Origin of the sequence: Bradyrhizobium diazoefficiens USDA 110, from assembly GCF_000011365.1 — a bacterium.
GTDB classification, from domain to species: Bacteria; Pseudomonadota; Alphaproteobacteria; order Rhizobiales; family Xanthobacteraceae; genus Bradyrhizobium; species Bradyrhizobium diazoefficiens.
Window position 1 is genome coordinate 3,714,834 of sequence record NC_004463.1, and the last position, 20,244, is coordinate 3,735,077.

At 64.2% G+C, this 20,244-nt stretch carries 17 protein-coding genes; 10 read left to right on the forward strand and 7 right to left on the reverse strand.

What is annotated here, in order from left to right; genetic code table 11:
• The first annotated feature begins 27 nt into the window (after positions 1-27).
• The 6 genes from BJA_RS16630 to BJA_RS16655 all read left to right on the forward strand — a co-directional run bounded on the left by BJA_RS16630 (position 28) and on the right by BJA_RS16655 (position 4,990).
• On the forward strand, positions 28-1,182 hold the full coding sequence (locus tag BJA_RS16630; protein ID WP_038965994.1) for an ABC transporter substrate-binding protein: 1,155 nt from the start codon (positions 28-30) through the stop codon (positions 1,180-1,182).
• Positions 1,183-1,252: 70 nt separating this feature from the next.
• Positions 1,253-2,125, forward strand: coding sequence for a branched-chain amino acid ABC transporter permease (locus BJA_RS16635; protein WP_038965993.1), 873 nt, complete (start codon positions 1,253-1,255; stop codon positions 2,123-2,125).
• On the forward strand, positions 2,122-3,168 hold the full coding sequence (locus BJA_RS16640) for a branched-chain amino acid ABC transporter permease (RefSeq protein WP_011086139.1): 1,047 nt from the start codon (positions 2,122-2,124) through the stop codon (positions 3,166-3,168). The genes BJA_RS16635 and BJA_RS16640 overlap by 4 nt, the downstream gene beginning before the upstream one ends.
• Complete coding sequence (locus BJA_RS16645; protein ID WP_038965992.1) at positions 3,168-3,950, forward strand: ABC transporter ATP-binding protein; 783 nt, start codon at positions 3,168-3,170, stop codon at positions 3,948-3,950. The genes BJA_RS16640 and BJA_RS16645 overlap by 1 nt, the downstream gene beginning before the upstream one ends.
• A complete protein-coding gene (locus BJA_RS16650) occupies positions 3,943-4,647 on the forward strand; it encodes an ABC transporter ATP-binding protein (protein ID WP_028172051.1) in 705 nt (234 codons plus the stop codon). The genes BJA_RS16645 and BJA_RS16650 overlap by 8 nt, the downstream gene beginning before the upstream one ends.
• Positions 4,640-4,990, forward strand: coding sequence for a Rieske (2Fe-2S) protein (locus BJA_RS16655; RefSeq protein WP_236842212.1), 351 nt, complete (start codon positions 4,640-4,642; stop codon positions 4,988-4,990). Before BJA_RS16650 ends, BJA_RS16655 begins: the two co-directional genes overlap by 8 nt.
• 106 nt (positions 4,991-5,096) lie before the next feature.
• Here the strand turns inward: BJA_RS16655 and BJA_RS16660 are convergent, their stop codons facing one another.
• From BJA_RS16660 to BJA_RS16670, 3 genes are all read right to left on the reverse strand, one after another.
• Positions 5,097-5,957, reverse strand: a complete 861-nt coding sequence (locus BJA_RS16660; RefSeq protein WP_011086143.1) for an alpha/beta hydrolase — start codon at positions 5,955-5,957, stop codon at positions 5,097-5,099.
• A 123-nt stretch (positions 5,958-6,080) separates the two neighbouring features.
• A complete protein-coding gene (locus BJA_RS16665) occupies positions 6,081-7,616 on the reverse strand; it encodes a glucosamine inositolphosphorylceramide transferase family protein (protein ID WP_011086144.1) in 1,536 nt (511 codons plus the stop codon).
• Positions 7,617-7,645: 29 nt separating this feature from the next.
• Positions 7,646-8,836 carry a glycosyltransferase family 4 protein gene (locus BJA_RS16670; RefSeq protein WP_011086145.1) on the reverse strand — a complete coding sequence of 397 codons (1,191 nt, stop codon included), beginning with the start codon at positions 8,834-8,836 and terminating at the stop codon, positions 7,646-7,648.
• 278 nt (positions 8,837-9,114) lie between these two features.
• On the opposite strand from BJA_RS16670, the gene BJA_RS16675 reads away from it, so the two are divergent.
• The gene (locus BJA_RS16675) at positions 9,115-11,211 is read left to right on the forward strand and encodes a GumC family protein (RefSeq protein ID WP_011086146.1); all 2,097 of its coding nucleotides are present in this window, start codon (positions 9,115-9,117) and stop codon (positions 11,209-11,211) included.
• A 7-nt stretch (positions 11,212-11,218) separates the two neighbouring features.
• Here BJA_RS16675 and BJA_RS16680 read toward each other — a convergent pair whose 3' ends face one another.
• Positions 11,219-12,565, reverse strand: a complete 1,347-nt coding sequence (locus BJA_RS16680; protein WP_028172046.1) for a lipopolysaccharide biosynthesis protein — start codon at positions 12,563-12,565, stop codon at positions 11,219-11,221.
• 433 nt (positions 12,566-12,998) lie between these two features.
• Here BJA_RS16680 and BJA_RS16685 point away from each other — a divergent pair, with 433 nt between their 5' ends.
• A complete protein-coding gene (locus BJA_RS16685) occupies positions 12,999-14,222 on the forward strand; it encodes an FAD-dependent oxidoreductase (RefSeq protein ID WP_038965997.1) in 1,224 nt (407 codons plus the stop codon).
• Between the two features lie 30 nt (positions 14,223-14,252).
• Here BJA_RS16685 and BJA_RS16690 read toward each other — a convergent pair whose 3' ends face one another.
• Complete coding sequence (locus BJA_RS16690; RefSeq protein WP_011086149.1) at positions 14,253-15,389, reverse strand: GNAT family N-acetyltransferase; 1,137 nt, start codon at positions 15,387-15,389, stop codon at positions 14,253-14,255.
• A 222-nt stretch (positions 15,390-15,611) separates the two neighbouring features.
• On the opposite strand from BJA_RS16690, the gene BJA_RS16695 reads away from it, so the two are divergent.
• Together BJA_RS16695 and BJA_RS16700 are read left to right on the forward strand one after the other, a co-directional pair.
• A complete protein-coding gene (locus tag BJA_RS16695; protein WP_011086150.1) occupies positions 15,612-16,898 on the forward strand; it encodes an O-antigen ligase family protein in 1,287 nt (428 codons plus the stop codon).
• A gap of 20 nt (positions 16,899-16,918) precedes the next feature.
• Positions 16,919-17,944, forward strand: coding sequence for a glycoside hydrolase family 5 protein (locus BJA_RS16700; RefSeq protein WP_038965991.1), 1,026 nt, complete (start codon positions 16,919-16,921; stop codon positions 17,942-17,944).
• Between the two features lie 94 nt (positions 17,945-18,038).
• On the opposite strand, the gene BJA_RS16705 is transcribed toward BJA_RS16700, so the two are convergent.
• Both BJA_RS16705 and BJA_RS16710 read right to left on the reverse strand, forming a co-directional pair.
• On the reverse strand, positions 18,039-18,665 hold the full coding sequence (locus BJA_RS16705; protein WP_011086152.1) for an FMN-dependent NADH-azoreductase: 627 nt from the start codon (positions 18,663-18,665) through the stop codon (positions 18,039-18,041).
• Between the two features lie 3 nt (positions 18,666-18,668).
• Positions 18,669-20,243, reverse strand: coding sequence for an isochorismatase family protein (locus BJA_RS16710; RefSeq protein ID WP_011086153.1), 1,575 nt, complete (start codon positions 20,241-20,243; stop codon positions 18,669-18,671).
• Position 20,244: the final 1 nt, after the last annotated feature.

The following is a 20,244-nucleotide window of genomic DNA, read 5'->3' on the forward strand; positions in this document are numbered from 1 at the left end:
CAACAGCGTTGGATTTGGAGAGACAACATGACACGAGCACTCGGACTGGTTCGGACAATCGCGCTGGCGACGGCCTTGTTCGGCGGCGCGGCAGGGGCGCAGACCATCAAGATCGGCGTCAACGAACCGCTCACCGGCGCGTTCGCGGCCTCCGGCACCTACGTCGTCAACGGCGCCAAGATCGCCGCCGACGAGATCAACGCCAAGGGCGGCATTTTGGGCAAGAAGATCGAGCTGGTGATCGAGGACAACAAGAGCAACCCGACGGAGGCTGCCGCCGTCGCGGAGAAGCTGATCACCAGCGACAAGGTGCCGGTGCTGATGGGCGCCTGGGGCTCGAGCCTGACGCTCGCGGTGATGCCGAAGCTGATGGAGTATGAAACCCCGATGGTGGTGGAGACCTCGTCCTCGGGCAAGATCACGACGACAGGCAATCCCTTCATCTTCCGCATCTCGCCGCCCTCGGCGGTCGAGGCCGCGGCGTTCAAGGGCATCGTCGACAAGCTCGCCCTGAAGAAGGTCGACTTCCTCGTCATCAACAATGACTGGGGCCGCGGCACCGCCGAGGACTTCAGCAAGATGATGAAGGACAAGGGCATCAGCATCGGCTTGGTCGAAACCATGGACCAGGGTGCGCAGGACATGAGCGCCCAGCTCTCCAAGATCAAGAGTTCGGATTCCGAGACGGTCATCGTCACGACCGCCGTCGACCAGTTGACGCTGATCTTCAAGCAGGCCGCTGCGCTCGGCCTGAAGAAGCGCATCATCACCACCGGGGGCTCGCAGAACCCCGACCAGATCATCGCCCAGGCCGGAGCCGCCGCCAACGGAACCATGCATCTGACGACCTTCCTGCCGTGGTTCCCGGACAAGACGCCGAACCCCGAGGCAACCAACTACTTCATCACGGAATGGAAGAAACGCGGCTTCGAGTTCGCCGGCTGCACCGAAAGCTTCCGCGGCTATGACGGCATCCGCACCGCGGCGGCCGCGATCGAGAAGGCGGGCAAGGCCGAGCCGGCTGCGATCAAGGCGGCGCTTTGGAACATCAACATCAAGGGACTCAACGGCGACATCGTGTTCCGCAAGTCCGGCCCCGAGGGCAAGGAGAGCGGTCAGAGCCAGCCGAACGTCTATCTCATCGAGATCAACGACGGCAAGGTCGGGATGAAGACGCTCTGACGTCGTTTATTCGGGGGCGAGGGCGGCGCACCGCCGCTCTCGCCGCATTGCGGGTGATACGGGAACGGCTTTGAGCGAGTTTCTCCAGCATCTGGTCAACATGCTCGTGCTCGGCGGCACCTATGCGCTGCTTGGCATCGGGCTGACCTTGATCTTCGGCATCATGAACGTCGTGAATTTCACGCACGGCGTGCTCTACACGTTCGGCGCCTACATCATGTTTATCGTGGTGCAGCAGCTCGGGCTGAACTTCTTCCTTGCGCTGCCCGTCGCCGTGCTGGCCGGATGGCTGTTGGGGGCGGCTATCGAGCTGACATTGCTGCGGCCCCTGCGCGGCTCCGACATCGACACCACGATGCTGGTCATGATCGGCGCCTGGATCGCGATGCAGTCGGGCACGCTGTGGATCTGGGGCGGGGTCGCCAAATCGGTGGCGACGCCGTTTCCCGAGGCGCCCCTGGTGCTCGGACCTGTCTCCGTGTCCTGGCTGCGGCTGTTCGTGCTTGCCGCCGCGGCACTGCTGATCCTGGTGACGTATCTCCTGATCAACAGGACGAGCCTCGGCCGCGCGATGCGGGCGACGTTCCAGGACCACGACACGGCCTCGCTGATGGGCGTCAATGTCGACATGATCTACACCTCGACCTTCTCGATCGGCTCCAGCCTTGCCGCCGCGGCGGGGGCTCTGCTCGGCCCGGTCTACGTGATCTTCCCGCAAATGGGGGATCTTGCCGCCGTCAAGGCCTTCGCCATCGTCATCCTCGGCGGTCTTGGCAACATCACGGGTGCGGTGATCGGCGGCTTCATCCTGGCGCTCGCCGAGGAGCTCGGCGCGGGCTACGTCTCATCAGGCTATCGCGACGCGATGGGCTTCGTGATCATCATCGCGGTTCTCATCTTCAAGCCGACCGGCCTGTTCGCGCGCGCGGAGCGCGTCGGATGAGAATAGCCCTCACCATTCTCGCCGTCGCGGCCCTTGCCTCGGTGCCGCTCTGGCTGCGCGATCCCTATCTCCTCAACGCGCTGATCACGACCGGAATCTTCGTCATCGGCGCGATGAGCCTCAATCTCCTGCTCGGCTTCACCGGGCAGCTCAGCCTCGGCCACATCGCCTTCTTCGGCATCGGCGCCTATGTCAGCGCGCTGACATCGCTCGGTTTCGACATCGGGCTGCCCGGAGACCTGCGCCTTGTTCACACGCCGTGGCCGCCCATTGTGGGCTTCGTGCTCGCGATCCTCATCGCCGGGCTGTGCGGTTATTTCGTCGGGCTGCTCTCGTTCCGCGTTCGCGGCGCCTATTTCGTCATTGTCACGATCTCCTTCGCCGAAGTCGTGCGGCTCGTCGCGCTGAACTGGGTCGAGTTGACGCAAGGCCCTCTGGCGCTGACCAACATTCCCTCCATCGCGCTGCCGTTGCCCGGCCTCAGTGAGCTGACGCTGCGCACCAAGATGCAGAACTACTATCTCGTGCTGGTCGTGGCTCTCATCGCCTATCTCCTGATCGCGCGTCTCGTTCATTCCCATTTCGGCCGCGCGATGCGCGGATTGATGGAGAATGAGACGCTCGCGGTCTCCGTCGGTATCGACGTGACCAAGACGCTGACGCTGGCGGCGGTGATTTCCGCCGCGATCGCTGGCGCCGCCGGCAGCCTCTATGCGCACTATATCCGGATCATCGATCCGGAAGTGTTTGCCTTCATCAACACCGTCACCATGGTGATCATGGTCATCAGTGGCGGCAAGGGCTCGCTGGCGGGGCCCGTCGTCGGCGGCCTGATCTTCGGGCTGCTGCCAGTCGCGCTGCGTCCGATCATGGCGCCGGAGGCGCAATGGATCGCCTATGGCGGCGTGCTGATCGCCATCCTGTTCGTGCTGCCGCGCGGCATCGTGCCCTCGCTCGCGCAGCGATTTCGCAGGAGACGGAGCGGCACGACGGCGCTGGCGCCGGTGGCCCTCGCCGAGACAGCGGTCAAGGAGCGGGCGTGATGACGGCACGCAGCGTTGCCATGACGATCGAGCAGGTCGCGGTCCGTTTCGGCGGGCTCGTCGCGATCTCCGACATGAGTTTCACCGTGGGCGAGGGCGAGATCGTCAGCCTGATCGGACCGAACGGCGCCGGCAAGACCACGGCCTTCAACGTCATGACCGGTTTCCTGACGCCGAGCGCAGGCCGTGTCACCTATCAGGGCACGACGCTTACCGGGTTGAAGCCGCATCAGATCGCGGACCTCGGTCTGATCCGGACCTTCCAGCGCACCAGCGTGTTTCCCAATGACACCGTGTACGACAATCTCCTGATCGGCCTGCATCGTCAGGGCCGGGTCCGGCTGCTCGACGCCATCCTCGGGCTGCCGGGCGCGCGCGCCTCGGAGCGCAGGCTGCGGCAGCGGGCAAGCGAGCTGATCGAATGGGTCGGTCTCGAACGCCGTGCCCACGATGCGGCCGGCTCGCTCTCCTACGGCGAGCAGCGCCTGGTCGGCGTTGCGCTGGCGCTCGCGGCGGAACCCTCGATGCTGCTGCTCGACGAACCCGTCTCGGGCATGAATGCCTCGGAAACCCACCGGTTCGTCGAGCTCATTCGCGACATCCGCGGTCGCGGCATCACGATCCTTCTGGTCGAGCACGACATGCCGATGGTGATGACCGTCTCGGACCGCATCGTGGTGCTCAACTACGGCCGCATCATCGCCGAGGGGACGCCGGACGTGATCCGCAACGATCCCGCCGTGATCGAGGCCTATCTCGGACATGGAGCGGCGCGTGCTTGAGATCCGCGACATGGTGTGCGGCTATGGCGGCGTCACCGCGCTGCGCGGCATTTCGCTCGACGTGAAGGCCGGGCAACTGGTGGCGCTGATCGGGGCCAACGGCGCCGGCAAGAGCACGACGCTGCGCGCGATTTCCGGACTTGTGCCGCCGCGCGCGGGCCAGATGCGGTTCGAGGGCATCGACATCACCGGGGCGAGGCCCCCGCGCGTGCTGGCGAGCGGGATCGCGCATTGTCCGGAAGGGCGGCGCGTGTTTCCGCACATGAGCGTCGAGGAAAATCTCGACATGGGGGCTTACCTCCGTCGCGGTTCAGGCGAGATCGCAGCCGATCGCGATCGCATCTATACGGAATTTCCGCGGCTCGCCGAGCGGCGCCGGCAGGCGGCGGGCACGCTGTCCGGTGGCGAGCAGCAGATGCTCGCGATCGGGCGTGCGCTGATGTCGCGGCCGCGGCTGATCATGTTCGACGAGCCTTCGCTCGGCCTTGCCCCCAACATCGTCGAGCGCACCTTTGCGATCATCCGCGGCATTCGCGATGCCGGCACCACGGTACTGCTGGTCGAGCAGAACGCGTTCGCCGCGCTCGAGATGTGCGACCACGCCTATCTGCTCGAGAACGGCCGCATCGTGTTGTCCGGCGCCGGCACGGAGCTGATCGAGAACGAGCATGTGCGGAAGGCCTATCTCGGTGGATGACGAGGCTGTCCATTCGGACGAGCCGGCGTGGATTCCGGTCTGTGACCTCAGCCGGCTGAAGGCAGAGACGATCGTCCGCGTTGCCGGGCGCGATATGCTTGTGATCTGGAACGAGGGCGATGTCGTCGCGTGCGACCGTGCCTGCCCCCACGAACAGGCCGATCTTGGTCTTGGACAGGTGACAGCGGGCCGGCTGCAGTGCCCGCGCCATGCCGCATCATTCGATTTGCGCGACGGGGCGATTACAGCGGGCTGGCCAAGTCCGCCATTGCGGCTCTATCCGGTCAAGGTCACGGGAGAGCAAATCTGGGTTGAAGAGCCTGAGCGGCGATCGGGGCGATGATGGCATCATGCCCCTGTTTTGCCCGACGAGTCAAAACGATCCGCGTCGTAGATTTTGCCTTTGGAAACAACGGCGTTCTACTGTGCATGGGGTTGTTTTCGCGTTTTTAGTCCAGCAACCGGCGTGCAGCCTCCACCAGAACGCCGTCCGGCCGACGCAGCGCCTCGAGGATGGTGAAATGGTCGGCGCCTGCGACCGGAATGAGCTTGCCGGGCGCCTGCGCGGCCGCACGCTTCTCATGAAGGTTGATTGAATCCAGCACCAGGGCGGGGAGTTCGTTGCTGCCATAGGCGATGTCGAGCCGCTTCTGTGTCACGGGCAGGCGAAGCGGCGAGAGCTTGGCGATTTCTTCGTCCGTCAGCTTCAGCGCGCTGTTGAGGCCGGTATCGCGGATCGGCGCCAGATCGTAGACGCCTGATATCGCAAGCCCCGCATGGACACGCGGATGGTCCAGCGCCATCGCCACGAGATGGGCGCCGGCGGACCAGCCCGACAGCACGACCGGCCCGCCGATGCCATAGGATGCGCCATGCGCGGCGAGCCAGTCGAGCGCGCGCGGGATTTCGGCGACGATGTCGGTGAGGGACACCTCGGGCGCCAGCGAATAGCCGGGAATCGCAACTGACCAGCCATGTGCGGCAACGCCTTCGACCAGCATGGCGAACAGCTCGCGCGAATTGCGCTGCCAATAGCCGCCATGCACGAACACCAGGCAGGGCGCATCGGGCTTTGCGGCGGGGTAGAGATCGAGCTTGTTATTCGCCCGCTCGCCGTAACGCAAATCGAGATGGGACTTCAGCGTACCGCGCAGCCGGCTGGAAGCTTCGTTACGCTCCGCGATCAGGGCAGGGCTGTTCTTGACCGCCGCATTGTTGTCATAGGCGGCGCTGCGTTCCGCCTGGGACAGTTCGGCCCATTTGCTGCGGGGATCGAACGGCCGATGTGTCGAGCTTGTGTTGTTGACCATGGAGTCTCCGAGCGGCCGGTCGTGGCAATGACCGGCGTCGCTCGCTCCTGTCTGCCACGAATCCCGCTCGAATTGCAGATCGCTCGTGCTCAGACGAGGGATGCGCCGTTCGCGGAACTTGTTTCAACTGGCGGTGGAGGGACGGGTCCGGGGCGGCAAAGCCGGCGACGGAAATTGACGCGCAAAGGCGCTGGTCTTCGGCTGAACACGCGATCCGTCGATCACCTCCAGCCGGCCGCAGCGGTTCAGGGTGTGCAGCTTTCGGCCGGGCCATGCGGGTCCCGGCTTCAGGGAGTGGCGGACGATCTGCTTGAATGTCGTGGGCGACAGTTCGATGACCTCCGCCAGGGCGAGCGCCGCGCCGTATCCGTCGGCACAATTCTGGACCGGGCGCCACAGTCTTTCGTTGATGGTGACGAAATTCCCGGCCGGTCGCGTACTCGCGCGATCGATCAGGACCGGGTTGCTGGCATGAGGCAGCCAGGGGCCGAGCAGGTGGTCGGCGTAGTAGATCGCAAGCGAATCCGAATAGCCGCCGGCTCCGTCGCGCCAGGCGCCAAACAGGTAGTTCAGGCCGTTGTGCCGCGTGATCGTCGCGTCGGCGAGCTCCAGGCCCGAAAGCAGCGTCGCATGCCGCTCCCATTGGTCCGGAAACCGAACGCATTTGTAGAGGGCGACGTCCCCGTTGATCGAGCTCTCCGGGATCATCCACAACTCGCCGTCGTCCTCGATCAGGAACGGATAGGACAGGTGCCAGGGCTCTTCCAGCACAGGCATGACGTCGCGGACTGGCCCGGTGTCACCGAACTCGATCGCCGAAATGATTCCCTTGCCGACCCGGTGATCGAGATCTTCAAAAAAGACGAACGTTCGTCCGCGCCAGGTGACGGGAAAGGGATCGGCGTAGAAGTGGTTTCCGGGATCTCCCAGAACGTTCCAGCGAGGCCCGGATAGATCTCCGGTCTGCCAGACGCCTGCGCCGTCATTGAAGCGCCATCCGATATGCCAATGCGGGGCGTAGCAGCAGAGGCGATAGATTTCCTTGGCGATTGAGACGACGAGGCCGCGCACGACGTAGCCGACAGGTCCACGTCGGTTCATGGCGCCGGCGGGACGCGACAGTTGTGGCAGAATGCGCGGCCGTCCCGACAGGATTGCCGCCACCATGGTCAGGGTTCGCGCCATGACCGTTTCGAGCGCGCCGCTCAGGCCGGCTGCAGTTTCTCCCGACGGGTGGCCGCGATCGAGGACGGCGCCGTCGATCTCGTTGACGATGTCGATCACCGGCATGTCGCCGGCAAGAATGGCGGCGAGCGCGGCGTTTTCTCCTGCAGTTCCGTTGAACAGCGGGCGCAGATACAGCGAAGCCGAGCAGTCCCGATCGCGCGCGCCGCCTGTGAAATCGACGATCACGTCGGCCGTGCCGGTGCGAGCCTGCGTCCGCTTGGGAATGATCTTCAGCCCGTCGGCACCGCCGGGTTTGCCCTTGTGCAACACCATGCGTTCGAGCGCGAACAGCGCGTCGAGACCCGCAGGCCGTGACTCCGCCGTCGCCGTCCAGGCGATCTGGACCGGAACGTCCCGCCCGTCGACCGACAGCGTCTCGCGGTGCATCCACCGCCGCGCATGCTCACGTTCACAGCGAAACTCGATGATCATGTCGAGCCAATCTATTCCAGCGGATCAGGTCAAATGACTTGGCCGAGAATTCGAACGTATTCCTCAACCATGGAGTCCACCGAATACCGCAACCTCAGGCCTTTGGCGTTTTGTCGCAGTTCGTCGCGCAGGGTTTGGTCGGTCAGGAGCTTCGAGACGGCGGCCGACAGCTTCGCATGATCGGAGGCATCCACGAACAGTGCTGTCGGTTTGCCTTCGAAGGACAGCACCTCGCGCAGGACGGGAAGATCGGTGACGACGGAGGGAACGCCGGCGTTTGCGGCTTCGACCGCGGCAAGGCCGAAAGTCTCGGCTTGTGTCGGAAATACGAACACGTCCAGGCAGGCGAGAAAGTCGGCCATCTGGCGCGGGGTGATTTCCCCGAGCAGATGCAGTCTGTCCGAGACTTTCAAATCATCCGCCAGCTGCCTTAGCCGAACCTCGTCGGCACCCTGGCCGGCCAGTGCGAGATGCCAGGACGGTTGATCCGGCAGCAGGCGTATCGCTGCATCGAGCCGCTTGTGCGGGTGCAGCCTGGCTGCGCAGCCAAGCAATATGCGGTCCGGCGGAAGATTGAACTTCTGTCGCGCAGCTTCCTTCGGCAGGGTGAGGGCCTTGTCGTCGAAGCCGTGCGGGACATGCACCATGCGCGACCGGTAGGCCGCAGGGTAGCGCGAATATTCGCGCTGCATGTCCAGCGAGTTCAGCGTGATGCGGTCGAAGAAGCCGAGGCTGCCCATGACGATGTCGGCCGTGCGGATCGGCCAGCTCATCGACAGTGCGGACGACACCTGATTGGCGATGACGGGCGCGCGGCAGACGAGGCGAGACACGCCCGCGCCGATGACGTTGCCGAAATGCTGAAAGGTCAGAACGGCGTCGGGCCTGGTGGTCCTGATATGACGGCCGAGCGTCCACAGCATTTGCAGCAGGGCCAGTGGATGTCCCGGCCGGCGCGATGCGCAGTAGAGCGTATCGGGCGGCTCGTCGAATGAATCCGATTTGCGGAAGAAGAACAGATTGGTGACCCGATAGCCGCGCGCGGTCAGGCCGGCGCCGAGTAGCCTGGAAATCTCCTGGGCGCCCGCATTCTCGGCTTGCGTCTGGACGAGAAGCACGTGCGGCTTCGGTCGGCCGCTGCCCCGACTTGCGAGTGCTGCCGCGGTCGACGGCAGCTTCGGTGCCTCGCCCAGTTCTGCGCCTGGCTGGTAATGCAGCACGGATCCCGACCCGCTAATGAAACGTTCACCTTCTTAACGCCGTACCTATCATGCGAGCGTCGCGCGGACACCGGCTAGCAACAAACGGAGTTAATGCCCTGTCCGCCGGAACGGCATCGTTCACAGGAGAATGGCAGCGGTTTGCGGACGGAGCGAAGCGAGCGCGTTAACCAATTGGTCATCTTCGCGCGGAGGCGGGTAACCGCGGATTAACCATAGATATTTACGGTGGCGCAGGCCACTGAACAGTGCTTGCCAGTTGAATCCGAGTAAAGTCCATGACGTTCGGTCGCCGCGCAGACCCGACAAGTTCCGGATCGACCGGTGTCTCCGCGTCGTGGCAGACTCAAGATGCGTCGAACGGTGAGGCTGGCGGAGCCGCAGCCCGCCTTGGCGGTGTGCTCACCGCCGCAGGCGCGCTCTCCTTCATTCGGGACAATGCTCGCCGTATCCTGGCGCTCGCTCTTGCGATCTTCGCCCTCGGCGTCATCCTTCTGCTGGTGATCCCGGTTCGATTTGCGGCGACCGCGCTGGTCGTCGTCGATCCCCGCGAACAACGCGTGACCGCGGATCAGGACGTTCTGCCGGGCATAGGGCAGGATAGCGCCGCGCTGCAAAGCCTGGTCGAAGTGGCGAAGTCCGACGGCTTTCTCAAGCCGCTGATCGAGCAGCTCAAGATTCGGGATGACGAGGACATTTCCGGGGGACATACCGACCCCGCGCGCCTGCTCGAGAGGTTCCGCAACCGTCTCGACATTTCCCGCCGCGGGCTCACTTACGTCATCGCCATCCGCTTCACGTCGAACCGGCCGGAGCGGGCGGCCTATTATGCGAACGCGATAGCCGAGGCGTTCGTCGCGAGCCAGAGTCGCAACCGCACCGATGCGACCGACGAGGCGGCCGACTGGCTCAGTGGCCGGCTCAAGACATTGAACGACCGGTTGAGGGCGTCAGAGGACGCCGTGGCCACGTTCAAGCTCGAGCACAGGATCGTCAACGCCGGCAAGGATTCCACGACCCAGCAATTGCGCGTGACCGAGCTGTCGCAGCAGGTCGCCGCCGCGCGCGCCCGGACCGAAGAGGCCAAAGCCCGCTACGAGCAGGCGCAGCGCGACGTGAAGGCGAATGTCGAGGGTCCGGCCAAGCAGGATCTCCTGAGCGCGCTGCGCGCGCAGCGGTCGGCGCTCAATGATCAAATCGCGCAGAAGCGCGCGGTGTTCGGCGATCGCCATCCCGACCTCGTCATGTCCTACAGCCAGCTGAACGATCTCAACAGGCAGATCGAGGTCGAGCGGGCCAAGAGCATCGACACCGCAAAGTCGGAGTACGAGGCCCAGCGCGAACAGCAGAAGGCCCTCGAAGGCCAGATGAAGGCGGCTGAATCGCAGCTCCTGGTCGACGGTCAGGCTCTGGTCAGGCTCCAGGAGTTGCAGCGCGACGCCGAGGCGAACAGAAACATCTACGAACAATTCCTGTCGCGCTCGAAGACGACGAACGAGCAGCGTCTCCTGCAGAGCTCCCAGACCAAGATTGCGTCGTCCGCCATTCCGCCGCTTCGCTCGACCCTTCCGCCGCTGCCCTTGCTGCTTGCCGCGCTCGCGATCGGCTCGCTGCTGACATCGACGGCGGTCGTTGCCGCTACGGGACGCCGATCGGACAAGCCCGTCGAAGACGTTCGTGCCCCCGATCCGGCTCCGCGCCAGCCCGCGTCGTGGCCACGCCCGCCCGTGTGGGCCCGCATTCCCGACTTGCTGCCGGGCGATGTGCCCCGAAACATCTGGCAAGGTCCGGTCTCAGCGACGGCTGCGCTCGATCTCAGTCCACATTTGCGCCCGCTGCTCGACCGGCTGGAGAAATTGCCGGGAGCCCGGGGCAAGGTCGCGCTCGTGATGTCGGTCGGCAAGCGGGCCGGCGGCAACACCGTCGCGCGGTCGCTGAACCGGTGGGCGGTGAACAAGGGGAAGTTGAGCGTCCTGATCCGGGTCGAGCCGGACCTCGGTGGTGCCGCGGTTAGCCTCGTCAAGGAGCAGGCGGACGGCATGACCACGGCGGACTTTCGCAGCGTCGACGCGCTTCTGGGCGCCGGCAAGCGGCCCGAGGCGTCGCCCGCGGATGACATTCGTTCGGAGTTCGATCTGATCGTCGTCCACGCCACCTCGCTGGCCTTGCAGCCGGAGGCGGCGGCGCTCGCCGCTCACGCTGATCTGGTCGTCCTGGTCGCTTGCGAAGACGCGGTCGATTCCGCTGCAATGCGCAGGGCAATGGCGGCGCTGTCCCGCTTTGGCAGCGTGCCGACCGGGCTCGTCATCAATCGTGTCCCGCCCGATCCGTCGGCGGCGCGTCGTCGGGGCGAAGTGTTGGGCCTGGCCGGTTGATCGACGCCTAATCGCCGGAGTCGGCACCGCGGACCGCAAAGGCGCCGCGTTTCGATGCCGAGAAGCGCAGAAGCACGAGAATTGAAGGGTCGACTCCGGTTCGCCGGCGACAGAGGATGTTGAGCGCGATGGTCGCGAACGCCAGCGACACGGTCGCCGAGATCGCCGCGCCAAGCACGCCGAGCCAGGGAATCAGGACGAGAAATCCGACCAGCCGCAGTGCGACGTTCGCCGCGACGACGGGGACATAGATGCGCTCATGGCCGGTCAGCTGCAGGATCGCCGCGGATGGACCGCCCGCCGCCTGGAAAGCCGTGCCGATCGCGAGCACGATCAGGACCCAGTGCTGTGCGGCGAAATGAGGCCCGAACAGGTTGAGAAGATGGGGGCCGCCGATCCAGATCAGGAGAAGTCCGCTGGCCACGCAAAGTGCGGTCACTTCCGCCATGAGCCGCAACGTTCGCCCGAACTCCTGGTGGTTCTTGCTGAAGTACAGCGAAGGAAGCCGGCGCGCCCCGAAACTGTACAGCGCCGCCGACAGCATGGCGAAGATGTTGGCCAGGCGCGAGGCGGCGAAATAGATTCCAGCGGTCGCCGGATCCAGCATCCAGTAGACCAGGATGACGTCGAAATACTGGTTGGCCGCTTCCAGGATGGACGCGACCCAGAAATGAAGCGCGCTGGCTCTCCAGCGAGAGGTCTCGTAACGCGCCGCTGTGCTGCGCAAGTCCGGCAGGGCTCGCGCAATCGCAACGACCTGCGCGACAAGGCCCACCGACATGGCGATCGTCATCACGGCGAACAACTCGGCGGGATCGAGCTGCCGATGGCCGAACAACATGGCAAGCAGAAACAGGACGACGATGACCCGCCAGAAGAGCTCCCGGTTTCCTTCGCCCATGAGAATGCTGACCAGCGAGCGGGCGATCTGGCTGCCGAGCATCAGTCCGGCATTCACCGCCGTGTAGGCCGAGAGAGCAAGGATCAGCAGCCACCAATCGCCCCTCAAGCTCGCGGCCAACGCGACCGCGGCGATCGCGATCAGCATCGCGACGGAGGTCATCTTGAAGCTCGACAGGAGGACCCCTTTGGTGAGGTCGGGCCTGTCTTCGACCTGATACTCGTTCAAAAATCGCACCAGAAGCGACTCCTGGCCGACCAGCCCCACGACCGCTGCGATCTGGGCAACGGAAAGCCAGGTCGCAAAGATGCCGAATCCATCAGGCGACATCGTTCGCGCCGCCAGCGAGAACAACGCAAACGCAAGCGCGCCGCTGCCAACCTTGAGGAGGATGGTCCCGACAACACCGCGCGTCACGTCGCGCCGCAGGAACTGGACGATGGATTCGATCATGGACGTTGAGGGACGACTTTCCCCTGGAGATACGCGCTGCGATGGCGGTGACAGCCTAGCATGGTGAAAAACCGCGAGTGTTAATGGGGCCTCTGGAGTCCTGTTGGTTGCGGCCGATGTCGGCGAAACATCCGCTGCGTCACGGTGGGACACCTTCGTTCCGGCTGTCCCAGTTAGAGCGCAGGCCGGCTTCGTCGAAAAGCGACGTGATGTCGCTCTGACGAGAAGCAGCCATGCGTTCCGCCGTGGCGTCGCCGAACACCGGTTCTTGTCGAACATCCCGAGCAAGACGCGTGCCGAAACATCGTCCGGCCAGATCGAGTCTTCGGTTCGTTAACCTCGATCGACGGAAATGATCGCGTTCGGTCCTGCGATGCGACATCAGGCGGGATAATTGCACATGGAACCACCGTTAACCGTGGGAGCCTGGACCATGACGGCGGATAGCACCGTGACTGAGCCGATCGCCGCAGCTGCGACCACGACGATCGTTGCGGACGTCGCGATTGTCGGAGGTGGCCTTGCAGGTTCGCTCGCGGCTGCTGTCCTTGCGCGGGCAGGGCATCGCGTCGCGCTGGTGGACAAGCGCGCGGTCTATCCGGACGAGTTTCGGGTCGAGAAGATCGGAGGCCCGCAGCTGGAGATGTTCCGCAGGCTGGGCTTCATCCGCGGCCTCGCGAGCGTCGCTTGTCCATACGATCAGGTGCTCAATGTCAGGGAAGGCAAGGTGGTCGATGTCAGCGTCGGCCAGGCTTACGGGCTTCCCTATGCCGGTCTCGTTGCCATGGCGCGCGGCCAGATACCCGATCCGTCCAGCCTCATCGTCGACGAGGTCACCGCAGTCACCTGTAGCGACGACGTCCAGCATCTGGAGCTTGCCTCCGGGCGCCGCCTCAATGCGCGTCTTGTCGTTCTGGCGACGGGCATGGCCGGAGCCCTCGGCTACAAGCTGGGCATCAGGCGGCGCGTGCTGGCCGCAGGCCACTCGGTCTCGTTCGGCTTCACGATCGTGCGCCGTGACGGCACGCCGTTCGATTTCAAGGCGCTGACCTGTTACGGCGAGCGCACCTCCGACGGCGTCGATTATCTCAGCCTGTTTCCGGTACCCGCCGGCATGCGGGCCAATCTCTTCATGTTCCGCGACCCGACCGATCCGGTCATGCGTGATCTGCGTCGCGACACGGAAGCGACAGTCCTGCGGCTGCTGCCGGGATTGCAGCCCTATCTCGGCGATTTTCGCGTGACGGATCGGGTACAGAACTGGGTGATGGATCTGTCCGTCGTCGAAGGACATCTCCAGCCCGGCGTCGTGCTGATCGGCGATGCGTTTCAGACCAACTGTCCCGCCGCCGGAACGGGCGTCGCCCGCCTGCTGGTGGACGTCGAGCGTCTCTGCACCGAATATGCACCGCGGTGGCTTGCGACCGAAGGCATGGGCAAGGAGAAGATATCGGAGTTCTATTCCGATCGCGACAAGATCGCCGCGGACCAGCAGTCACTGAAGATGGCGCGCTTCCGCCAGGCGCTGACGTCGCGCGACGATATCAGCTGGGACGTGCGGCGACGGCTGCACTTCCTGCGGCGGAGCATTACCCATCGGGTCGATCAGATGCGGCCGGGCTGGCTCGCGCAGGTCCGCAGCGCGCTGCGCGCCTGAGGGCTGAAACCCGCCAGCGCCTCGCGCCGGTCAGCGCGTTGGCGTCGAGGTGCGGGTCGGCGAGAGCCTGACCTCCGAAATTCGCTTCGCGGCAAGTTTGAGCCAGGGCGCCTGCTTCAGTGCGAACAGGGATATCGCGCCTGTGGTGCTGCCGGCCTGCGTGACCGCCCACATCGGCGAGGCCTGCGCGCCGAACAATTTCTTGTATGGCTCGTCGCCAATGGTGAAGTCGAGCATCTGATCTCCGCGCTCGATGCAGTCCTTCGCCACCTGCTCGAACATCAGCGCGCCCAGCGACTGGCTCTTGTATCCGGCAATGTCGAAGGCACTCATGATGACGAGGAAGCTATCGCGGTGGTGCAAGCCGAGCACGGCGGCGATCACCTCGCCATCCATCTTCATGGCATAGAGCCGCGCAAGGGAACCGAGACCGCGGACCGCGACGTCGGAATAGAAGTCGTAATATGCGGGGCGCTGGAGTAGGTCTCCGTCGCCCTGCGCCTGGAACCGCGGACCGCGAAATTTCCTCATTACGTCCAGCGCCTCGAGGACGGCAGCGCCGTCGCTGCAGCACGAGAAGCTCAGCGCGCCCTTCTTCTGGAGCTGCCGATACTTCTTTGCGAGCTCCTTCTGATAGGAACGATCCATCGCACTGGCCCGCCATTGCTCGAATGGGGCGACGAGAACGGTCGCGTAGGCATTGGTGTCCATCGCGACGCGGCGGGGCGCGGCCAGAAGGCTCTCGATCGGCAGCCGCCCGTCCGGCAGCTTGGTCATTCGGAGCAGGTCGAAAGGGCGAACGAGGCGGCGAATCCGGGCGCATGCCTCCGCATCCCCAAGCAGTTCGGAAAACACCGTCGGACTGCAAACCGGCGCCAGATAGTCGGAGACGCGGAGATCTGCGAATTCGACGGTCCGTATCGGACCGCGCCGGATCCGGAGCAGGGGCAGCACCATCGCAAGGGCGCGCGTCGCGCGGTAGCGAACCACGACAACCAGAGGGGTTGCTCCCGCATGAGACGCGAGCCTGCTGTAGAGGCTGTGCAGCCAGAGCGGATGCTGGAACGCGGTGGCGGCCGAGTGGTCGAACAGCTCTGCATAGTCCGCCGACAGGAAGTCGAATGCCGGCTCGACGGCGATATCGAACGTGTTGCCGGGCGTGTTCATGCGTAACCAGGGAGGCCAGGGAATTCGGGAGTGCTCGATCGAGCTGAGGGCTTATAGCAGGGGAGTGACGGTCGAGATACCGAGGTGGTACGATTTGCATCAAATGGACTGAGCCGGGTTCGTATCGTTACCGAAGTCTTAAGGCTTCGCGGCCGCGGAGGCTGCGATGTGGAGACCTGGCCGCGCTAGCAAATAATTAACCGCGTTTAAGGAAGGTCAATCATGGCCAGCCTACAGACCGAGGTGGACTCCGGGGCTCCCGGGAGCGCGATCTGGAAGACGCGCAGCGTTGGCGTTGAGAAGATTGCCAGGGCCGCGATTGGCTGTTCGATCACCATCAACGTCGTCGCGTCGATGGGCACCTTCAACACCGGGCTGTTGCCGGCGGAGCTGACCTATCTGCAGCAGGCTGTCGCGGTCCTGATGTGGGGCGTCCTGATCTACGCCAGCGCATTCGTGCGTCCGCCCCTGCGTTTGCAGTTCAATCCCGATCTGATCGTGCTGGTCGCATTCTACGCCTTCGCCGTCATCTCCGTGTTCTGGACCAGCCTGAATGCCGCCGCGATCATGAAGAGCCTGGCGCTCGCGATGACGACCTTCGGTGCCTTCTGTCTCATCACGCGCATCGACATGGACGAGGTTGTCAGGGCCACGGCGTTGGGCCTTTTCATATTGGTCGCCGCGTCGGCCTTCGTTGCGCTCGCCGTACCCGATATCGGGATAGACCACAGCTGGATGCATAACGGTCAATGGCAAGGCGTCTATGAATCGAAGCAGACCCTCGGTTTCGTCGGCGCGTATCTGATGTTCTTCGCCTGCTATCTGAAGATGAAGGGGCAGGGGTGGCCGGCTTTCCTCCTGACCTTCGTTCTGGCGTCCACATGTGTCCTCGCGTCGGAATCGCGGGGCGCCGGTGCCGTTGCCCTGGCCGCATGCGCATTGCTGTTGACCTCGATGTGGTCGGTCATCTGCATGAGACTCTATGCGGTCCTGCCGTTCGTCATGTGTTTGCTGGCCGGCGCGCTGATCTTCTATTTTTACGCGACGGGGTATGACGCGATCCATGTCGGCGACGCGTCCGTCGATTTGACCGAGCGGACGTTCATCTGGCATTACGCCATCAGCCATTTCGATGACGCGCCGCTGCTCGGCTTCGGGATCAACGGCTTCTGGACGATCCCGTCGATCTACGACTATTTCGAGCAGAACCATGGCTGGGTGCTCGACAATTATCACAGCGGCTATATCGCGATCCTGATGGAGACGGGGTTTCTCGGCTACACGCTCTTCGCCGCGAGCGTCCTGCTGTTTTCGAGCAAGGTTCTCCATCTGATTTCGGCCCGCGCGATCGACCGGTCGCACTGCGCGCTGATCATCGGATTTGCCGTTCTCAGCTTTCAGACCAATTTTACCGAGACGACGTTCCTTCGTTCGACGATGTTCACGTCGGTGCTGCTGGTGGCGTTCTTCTTCGCGACGTGCAGGCCTGTGCCGCAGACCGATCTCTAGTCTCAACGAATGGAAGCAAGATGAGAGCCATCCGCGCTCGCTGGACGAGAAGCTTCAATCTTGCGGCAACGGCAGTTTTCCTCGCGTCGTTTGGCTTCCATGCCAATGGGGCCGGGCAGGCTGCTTCCCGTGACCTGCCGAAATTGGGGCGCGGCATCAATATTCTCGGCTATGACGGGATCTGGGAAGGCGGCCGGAACGCGCCATTCCGCCTGGACAATCTGACGGCAATCAGGAAGGCCGGATTTTCGCACGTCAGGATCAACTTTTTCGGCTTCAAGTTCATGGGCCCGGGGAACGTGCTGGACGAGATCGTTCTGAGGCGGCTCGATGCCGTCATCGAGGACGTCCTTGCAAGAAACCTCATTCCGATCGTTGACGAGCACGACACCCATATCTGCCAACGCGACGTTTCCGAATGCGGCGAGAAGCTCAGGGCATTCTGGCGGCAGATCGCCGAGCGCTATGCCGGAAAATATCCCGCGCTGGTCTTCGAGGTCCTGAACGAGCCTGGCGGGCAAATGACGTCCGGCGACTGGAATTCGCTCCTCAACGAATGTCTTGAAATCATCCGCCGCACCAATCCGGCGCGGCCGGTCATTGCCGCGGTTCTCAATACGGACGACATCCCCGTCGACGACCTGGCTCTGCCGGCCGACGACAGGAACCTGATTGTCACGTTTCACTATTACGCGCCGATACGATTCACGCATCAGGGCGCACCGTGGTCCCCGACGTTTTCGCGGATCGGGCCGCTGGATTGGGGCAGTCCCGACGACGAAGCCAAGGCTGCTGCTGACTTCGAGAAGATGAATCTCTGGGCGGAGAAGGAGAAGCGCCCCGTCTATCTCGGCGAGTTCGGGGTATACGAGCGTGCGCCATCCGACAGCCGCGCAAGATATCTGTCGTTCATGGCGAGAAGCGCCGACAGGCTTGGCTGGTCATGGGCCTATTGGCAATTCGACCATGATTTCGCGGCCTTCGACAGCGCGCGTCAGGCCTGGAAGCCGGACATCCTGCGTGCGCTGATTCCGCCGCAGCGTTGAAGCGGCGGTCGCGATTTCGCTGACAGTCTTGTCGGCCGTCGCGCGAAATCTGCCGCGCTCTCGCCGCTCGCAATCGCCTAGCGTGGCGCGTCGATCAAAACCATGTGGCGATCTCGCGGAGGCGTCGATACGCCGTCTCGCGCGCGGCGAGGATCGGGTCCGCCGGGCCGGTGGTCGGCCCGATCGGCACGAAGCGCACGTCGCTGATGCCAATGAAACGCAGCGCCTCGCGCAAATAGGGTGTCGCCATGTCGGTGCGGCCGCGATTCATGCCGGTGACGAAGTCGCTGCCGCTGGCGAGAATGACGAGGGTCGGCCGGTCCTTGAGCAGCGGGAGGTATCCCGACGCCGGGTCGTACCGGAAGGTAAGCCCGGGCTGGACGATGATGTCGAACCACTGCTTGAGCTTGTAGGGGATGCCGAAATTCCACATCGGCGTCGAGATCAGCACGCGTTCGGCGAGCGACAAGCGCGTCGCCATGCGCTCGGCCTCGGCAAAGCTGTCGCGCTGGGCGTCGTCGAAGGCCTCGGCCTTCATCCGCGCATATTTGGCCTCGACAATCGGCCCCGCAAACTCCGGCATCCGCTCCCGCCAGAGATCCATGACGTCGATGTCCCAGTCGGGACGCATCTGGCGAAATCCGTCAAGGAAGACGCGCGCGCCGGCGCTCGACTCCGAGTCGGGGCGCGGCGAGCAGGAGAGGTGCAGGAGCTTTGCCACCGCTCATCCCAGCGCTCTGATGACGGCATCCGCCCGCGTGACGATGGCGACGTTCTGCATGGCAAAATTGATCGAGGCCGAATGCCAGTCGGCATTCATGGTCGAGCAGCAATCCTCCGGCACGATCATGAAATAACCCTTGTCGGCGCCGGTGCGCGCGGTGTGCTCGACCGACATGTTGGTCCAGGCGCCGGTGTTGATGATCATGTCGCGGCCAGTGGCCTTCAGGATCGTCTCCAGCCGCGTGCCCTCCCAGGCGCTCATCCGCATCTTCTCGACGACGAAATCGCCGGGCCGGGGCTCCAGGCCCGAGACCGGCGCCGCGCCCCAGCTGCCTCGCACCATCGCCTTGCTGTCGACCAGACCCTCGAACAGCGGCGCGTTCAGCGTCACGCCGGGGGCGCCGGGCTCGACCACGAACCAGACATGGATGATGGCGACGCCGCGCGCCCGCGCGGCCTCGGCAAGACGCCGGACATTCTCGACCACATGCTGCTGCTTCGCGTGAGCGGGCGCGCCAGACCCGTCGAATGCGCCGCCATCCATGATGACGTCGTTCTGAAGATCCTGGATGATCATGGCGCAGCGCTGCGGATCGAGCCGCATCTCGCCGTCGGTGAGGATGGGCGCTGCGGCCGCAGGGCCGGCGCTTGCGCCGGCGCCGCCGCGCCTGCCGCTCATATAGGGCTCGTGGCGCGGTCCCACCCTGGTCGGGATGGCATAGACCGAGTGCGTCGAGGTCAGATAGAGCGTGCGGAAATCCGGCCCGCCCCAGGCGAGGTTGGCGACGAGCTCGGGCACACGAACCTTGCCGAGCAGTTCGCCGCGCGGCGAGTAGACCCAGACGCCGCCGGGTGCGGTGACCCAGACATTGCCGTGCTGGTCGCACTTCATGCCGTCGGGCAGGCCAGGCTCGAGCTCGGACTTGATGCTACTTGCGAACACCCGCGCATTCGAGAGCGTGCCGTCGGCATTGACGTCGAATACGCGGATCAGCGCCTGCACGGTGTCGTTGACATAGAGCAGCCGTTCGTCGGGCGAGAAGCACAGTCCGTTCGGCTGGTCGAACAGATTGCGGTCGACGACGAGCTTCGGCTCGCCGCCGGGCATGACACGATAGACGCCCTGGAAGCCAAGCTGCCGCGGCCGCTCGACGCCATAGACCGGCATGCGGCCGTACCAGGGATCCGAGAAATAGATTGCGCCCGAGGAGTGCACGCAGACGTCGTTGGGGCTGTTGAGCTCCTGGCCCCCGAAATGCGAGGCCAGCACCTCGCGCCGGCCGTCCGGCCGCTCGCGGATCAGCGACGAGGTCGCGTGCTCGCAGACGATCAGATTGAGCTCGGCGTCGTAGGTCATGCCGTTGCATTTGTTCGACGGGCGCTTGACCTCGGCCATGCCGCGCCGTGCGTCCCAACGCCGCCGAACGTCGCCAGGCATGTCCGAGAACAGGAGGTAGTGATCGATCGGATGCCAGATCGGGCCCTCCGTGAAGTCAAAGCCTGTTCCGACCTGCGCGACCGGCGCATAGGGATCGATCAAGGTCTCGAACTCACTTCGCAAGGTGACATGCGTCATC

Bases quoted from the DNA above. Each gene is read 5' to 3' on its own strand.
- BJA_RS16630 (WP_038965994.1), top strand. From the start codon at position 28: ATGACACGAGCACTCGGACTGGTTCGGACAATCGCGCTGGCGACGGCC.
- BJA_RS16640 (WP_011086139.1), top strand. From the start codon at position 2,122: ATGAGAATAGCCCTCACCATTCTCGCCGTCGCGGCCCTTGCCTCGGTG.
- BJA_RS16645 (WP_038965992.1), top strand. From the start codon at position 3,168: ATGACGGCACGCAGCGTTGCCATGACGATCGAGCAGGTCGCGGTCCGT.
- BJA_RS16660 (WP_011086143.1), bottom strand. From the start codon at position 5,957: ATGGTCAACAACACAAGCTCGACACATCGGCCGTTCGATCCCCGCAGC.
- BJA_RS16665 (WP_011086144.1), bottom strand. From the start codon at position 7,616: ATGATCATCGAGTTTCGCTGTGAACGTGAGCATGCGCGGCGGTGGATG.
- BJA_RS16675 (WP_011086146.1), top strand. From the start codon at position 9,115: ATGACGTTCGGTCGCCGCGCAGACCCGACAAGTTCCGGATCGACCGGT.
- BJA_RS16680 (WP_028172046.1), bottom strand. From the start codon at position 12,565: ATGATCGAATCCATCGTCCAGTTCCTGCGGCGCGACGTGACGCGCGGT.
- BJA_RS16685 (WP_038965997.1), top strand. From the start codon at position 12,999: ATGACGGCGGATAGCACCGTGACTGAGCCGATCGCCGCAGCTGCGACC.
- BJA_RS16690 (WP_011086149.1), bottom strand. From the start codon at position 15,389: ATGAACACGCCCGGCAACACGTTCGATATCGCCGTCGAGCCGGCATTC.
- BJA_RS16695 (WP_011086150.1), top strand. From the start codon at position 15,612: ATGGCCAGCCTACAGACCGAGGTGGACTCCGGGGCTCCCGGGAGCGCG.
- BJA_RS16700 (WP_038965991.1), top strand. From the start codon at position 16,919: ATGAGAGCCATCCGCGCTCGCTGGACGAGAAGCTTCAATCTTGCGGCA.
- BJA_RS16710 (WP_011086153.1), bottom strand. From the start codon at position 20,243: ATGACGCATGTCACCTTGCGAAGTGAGTTCGAGACCTTGATCGATCCC.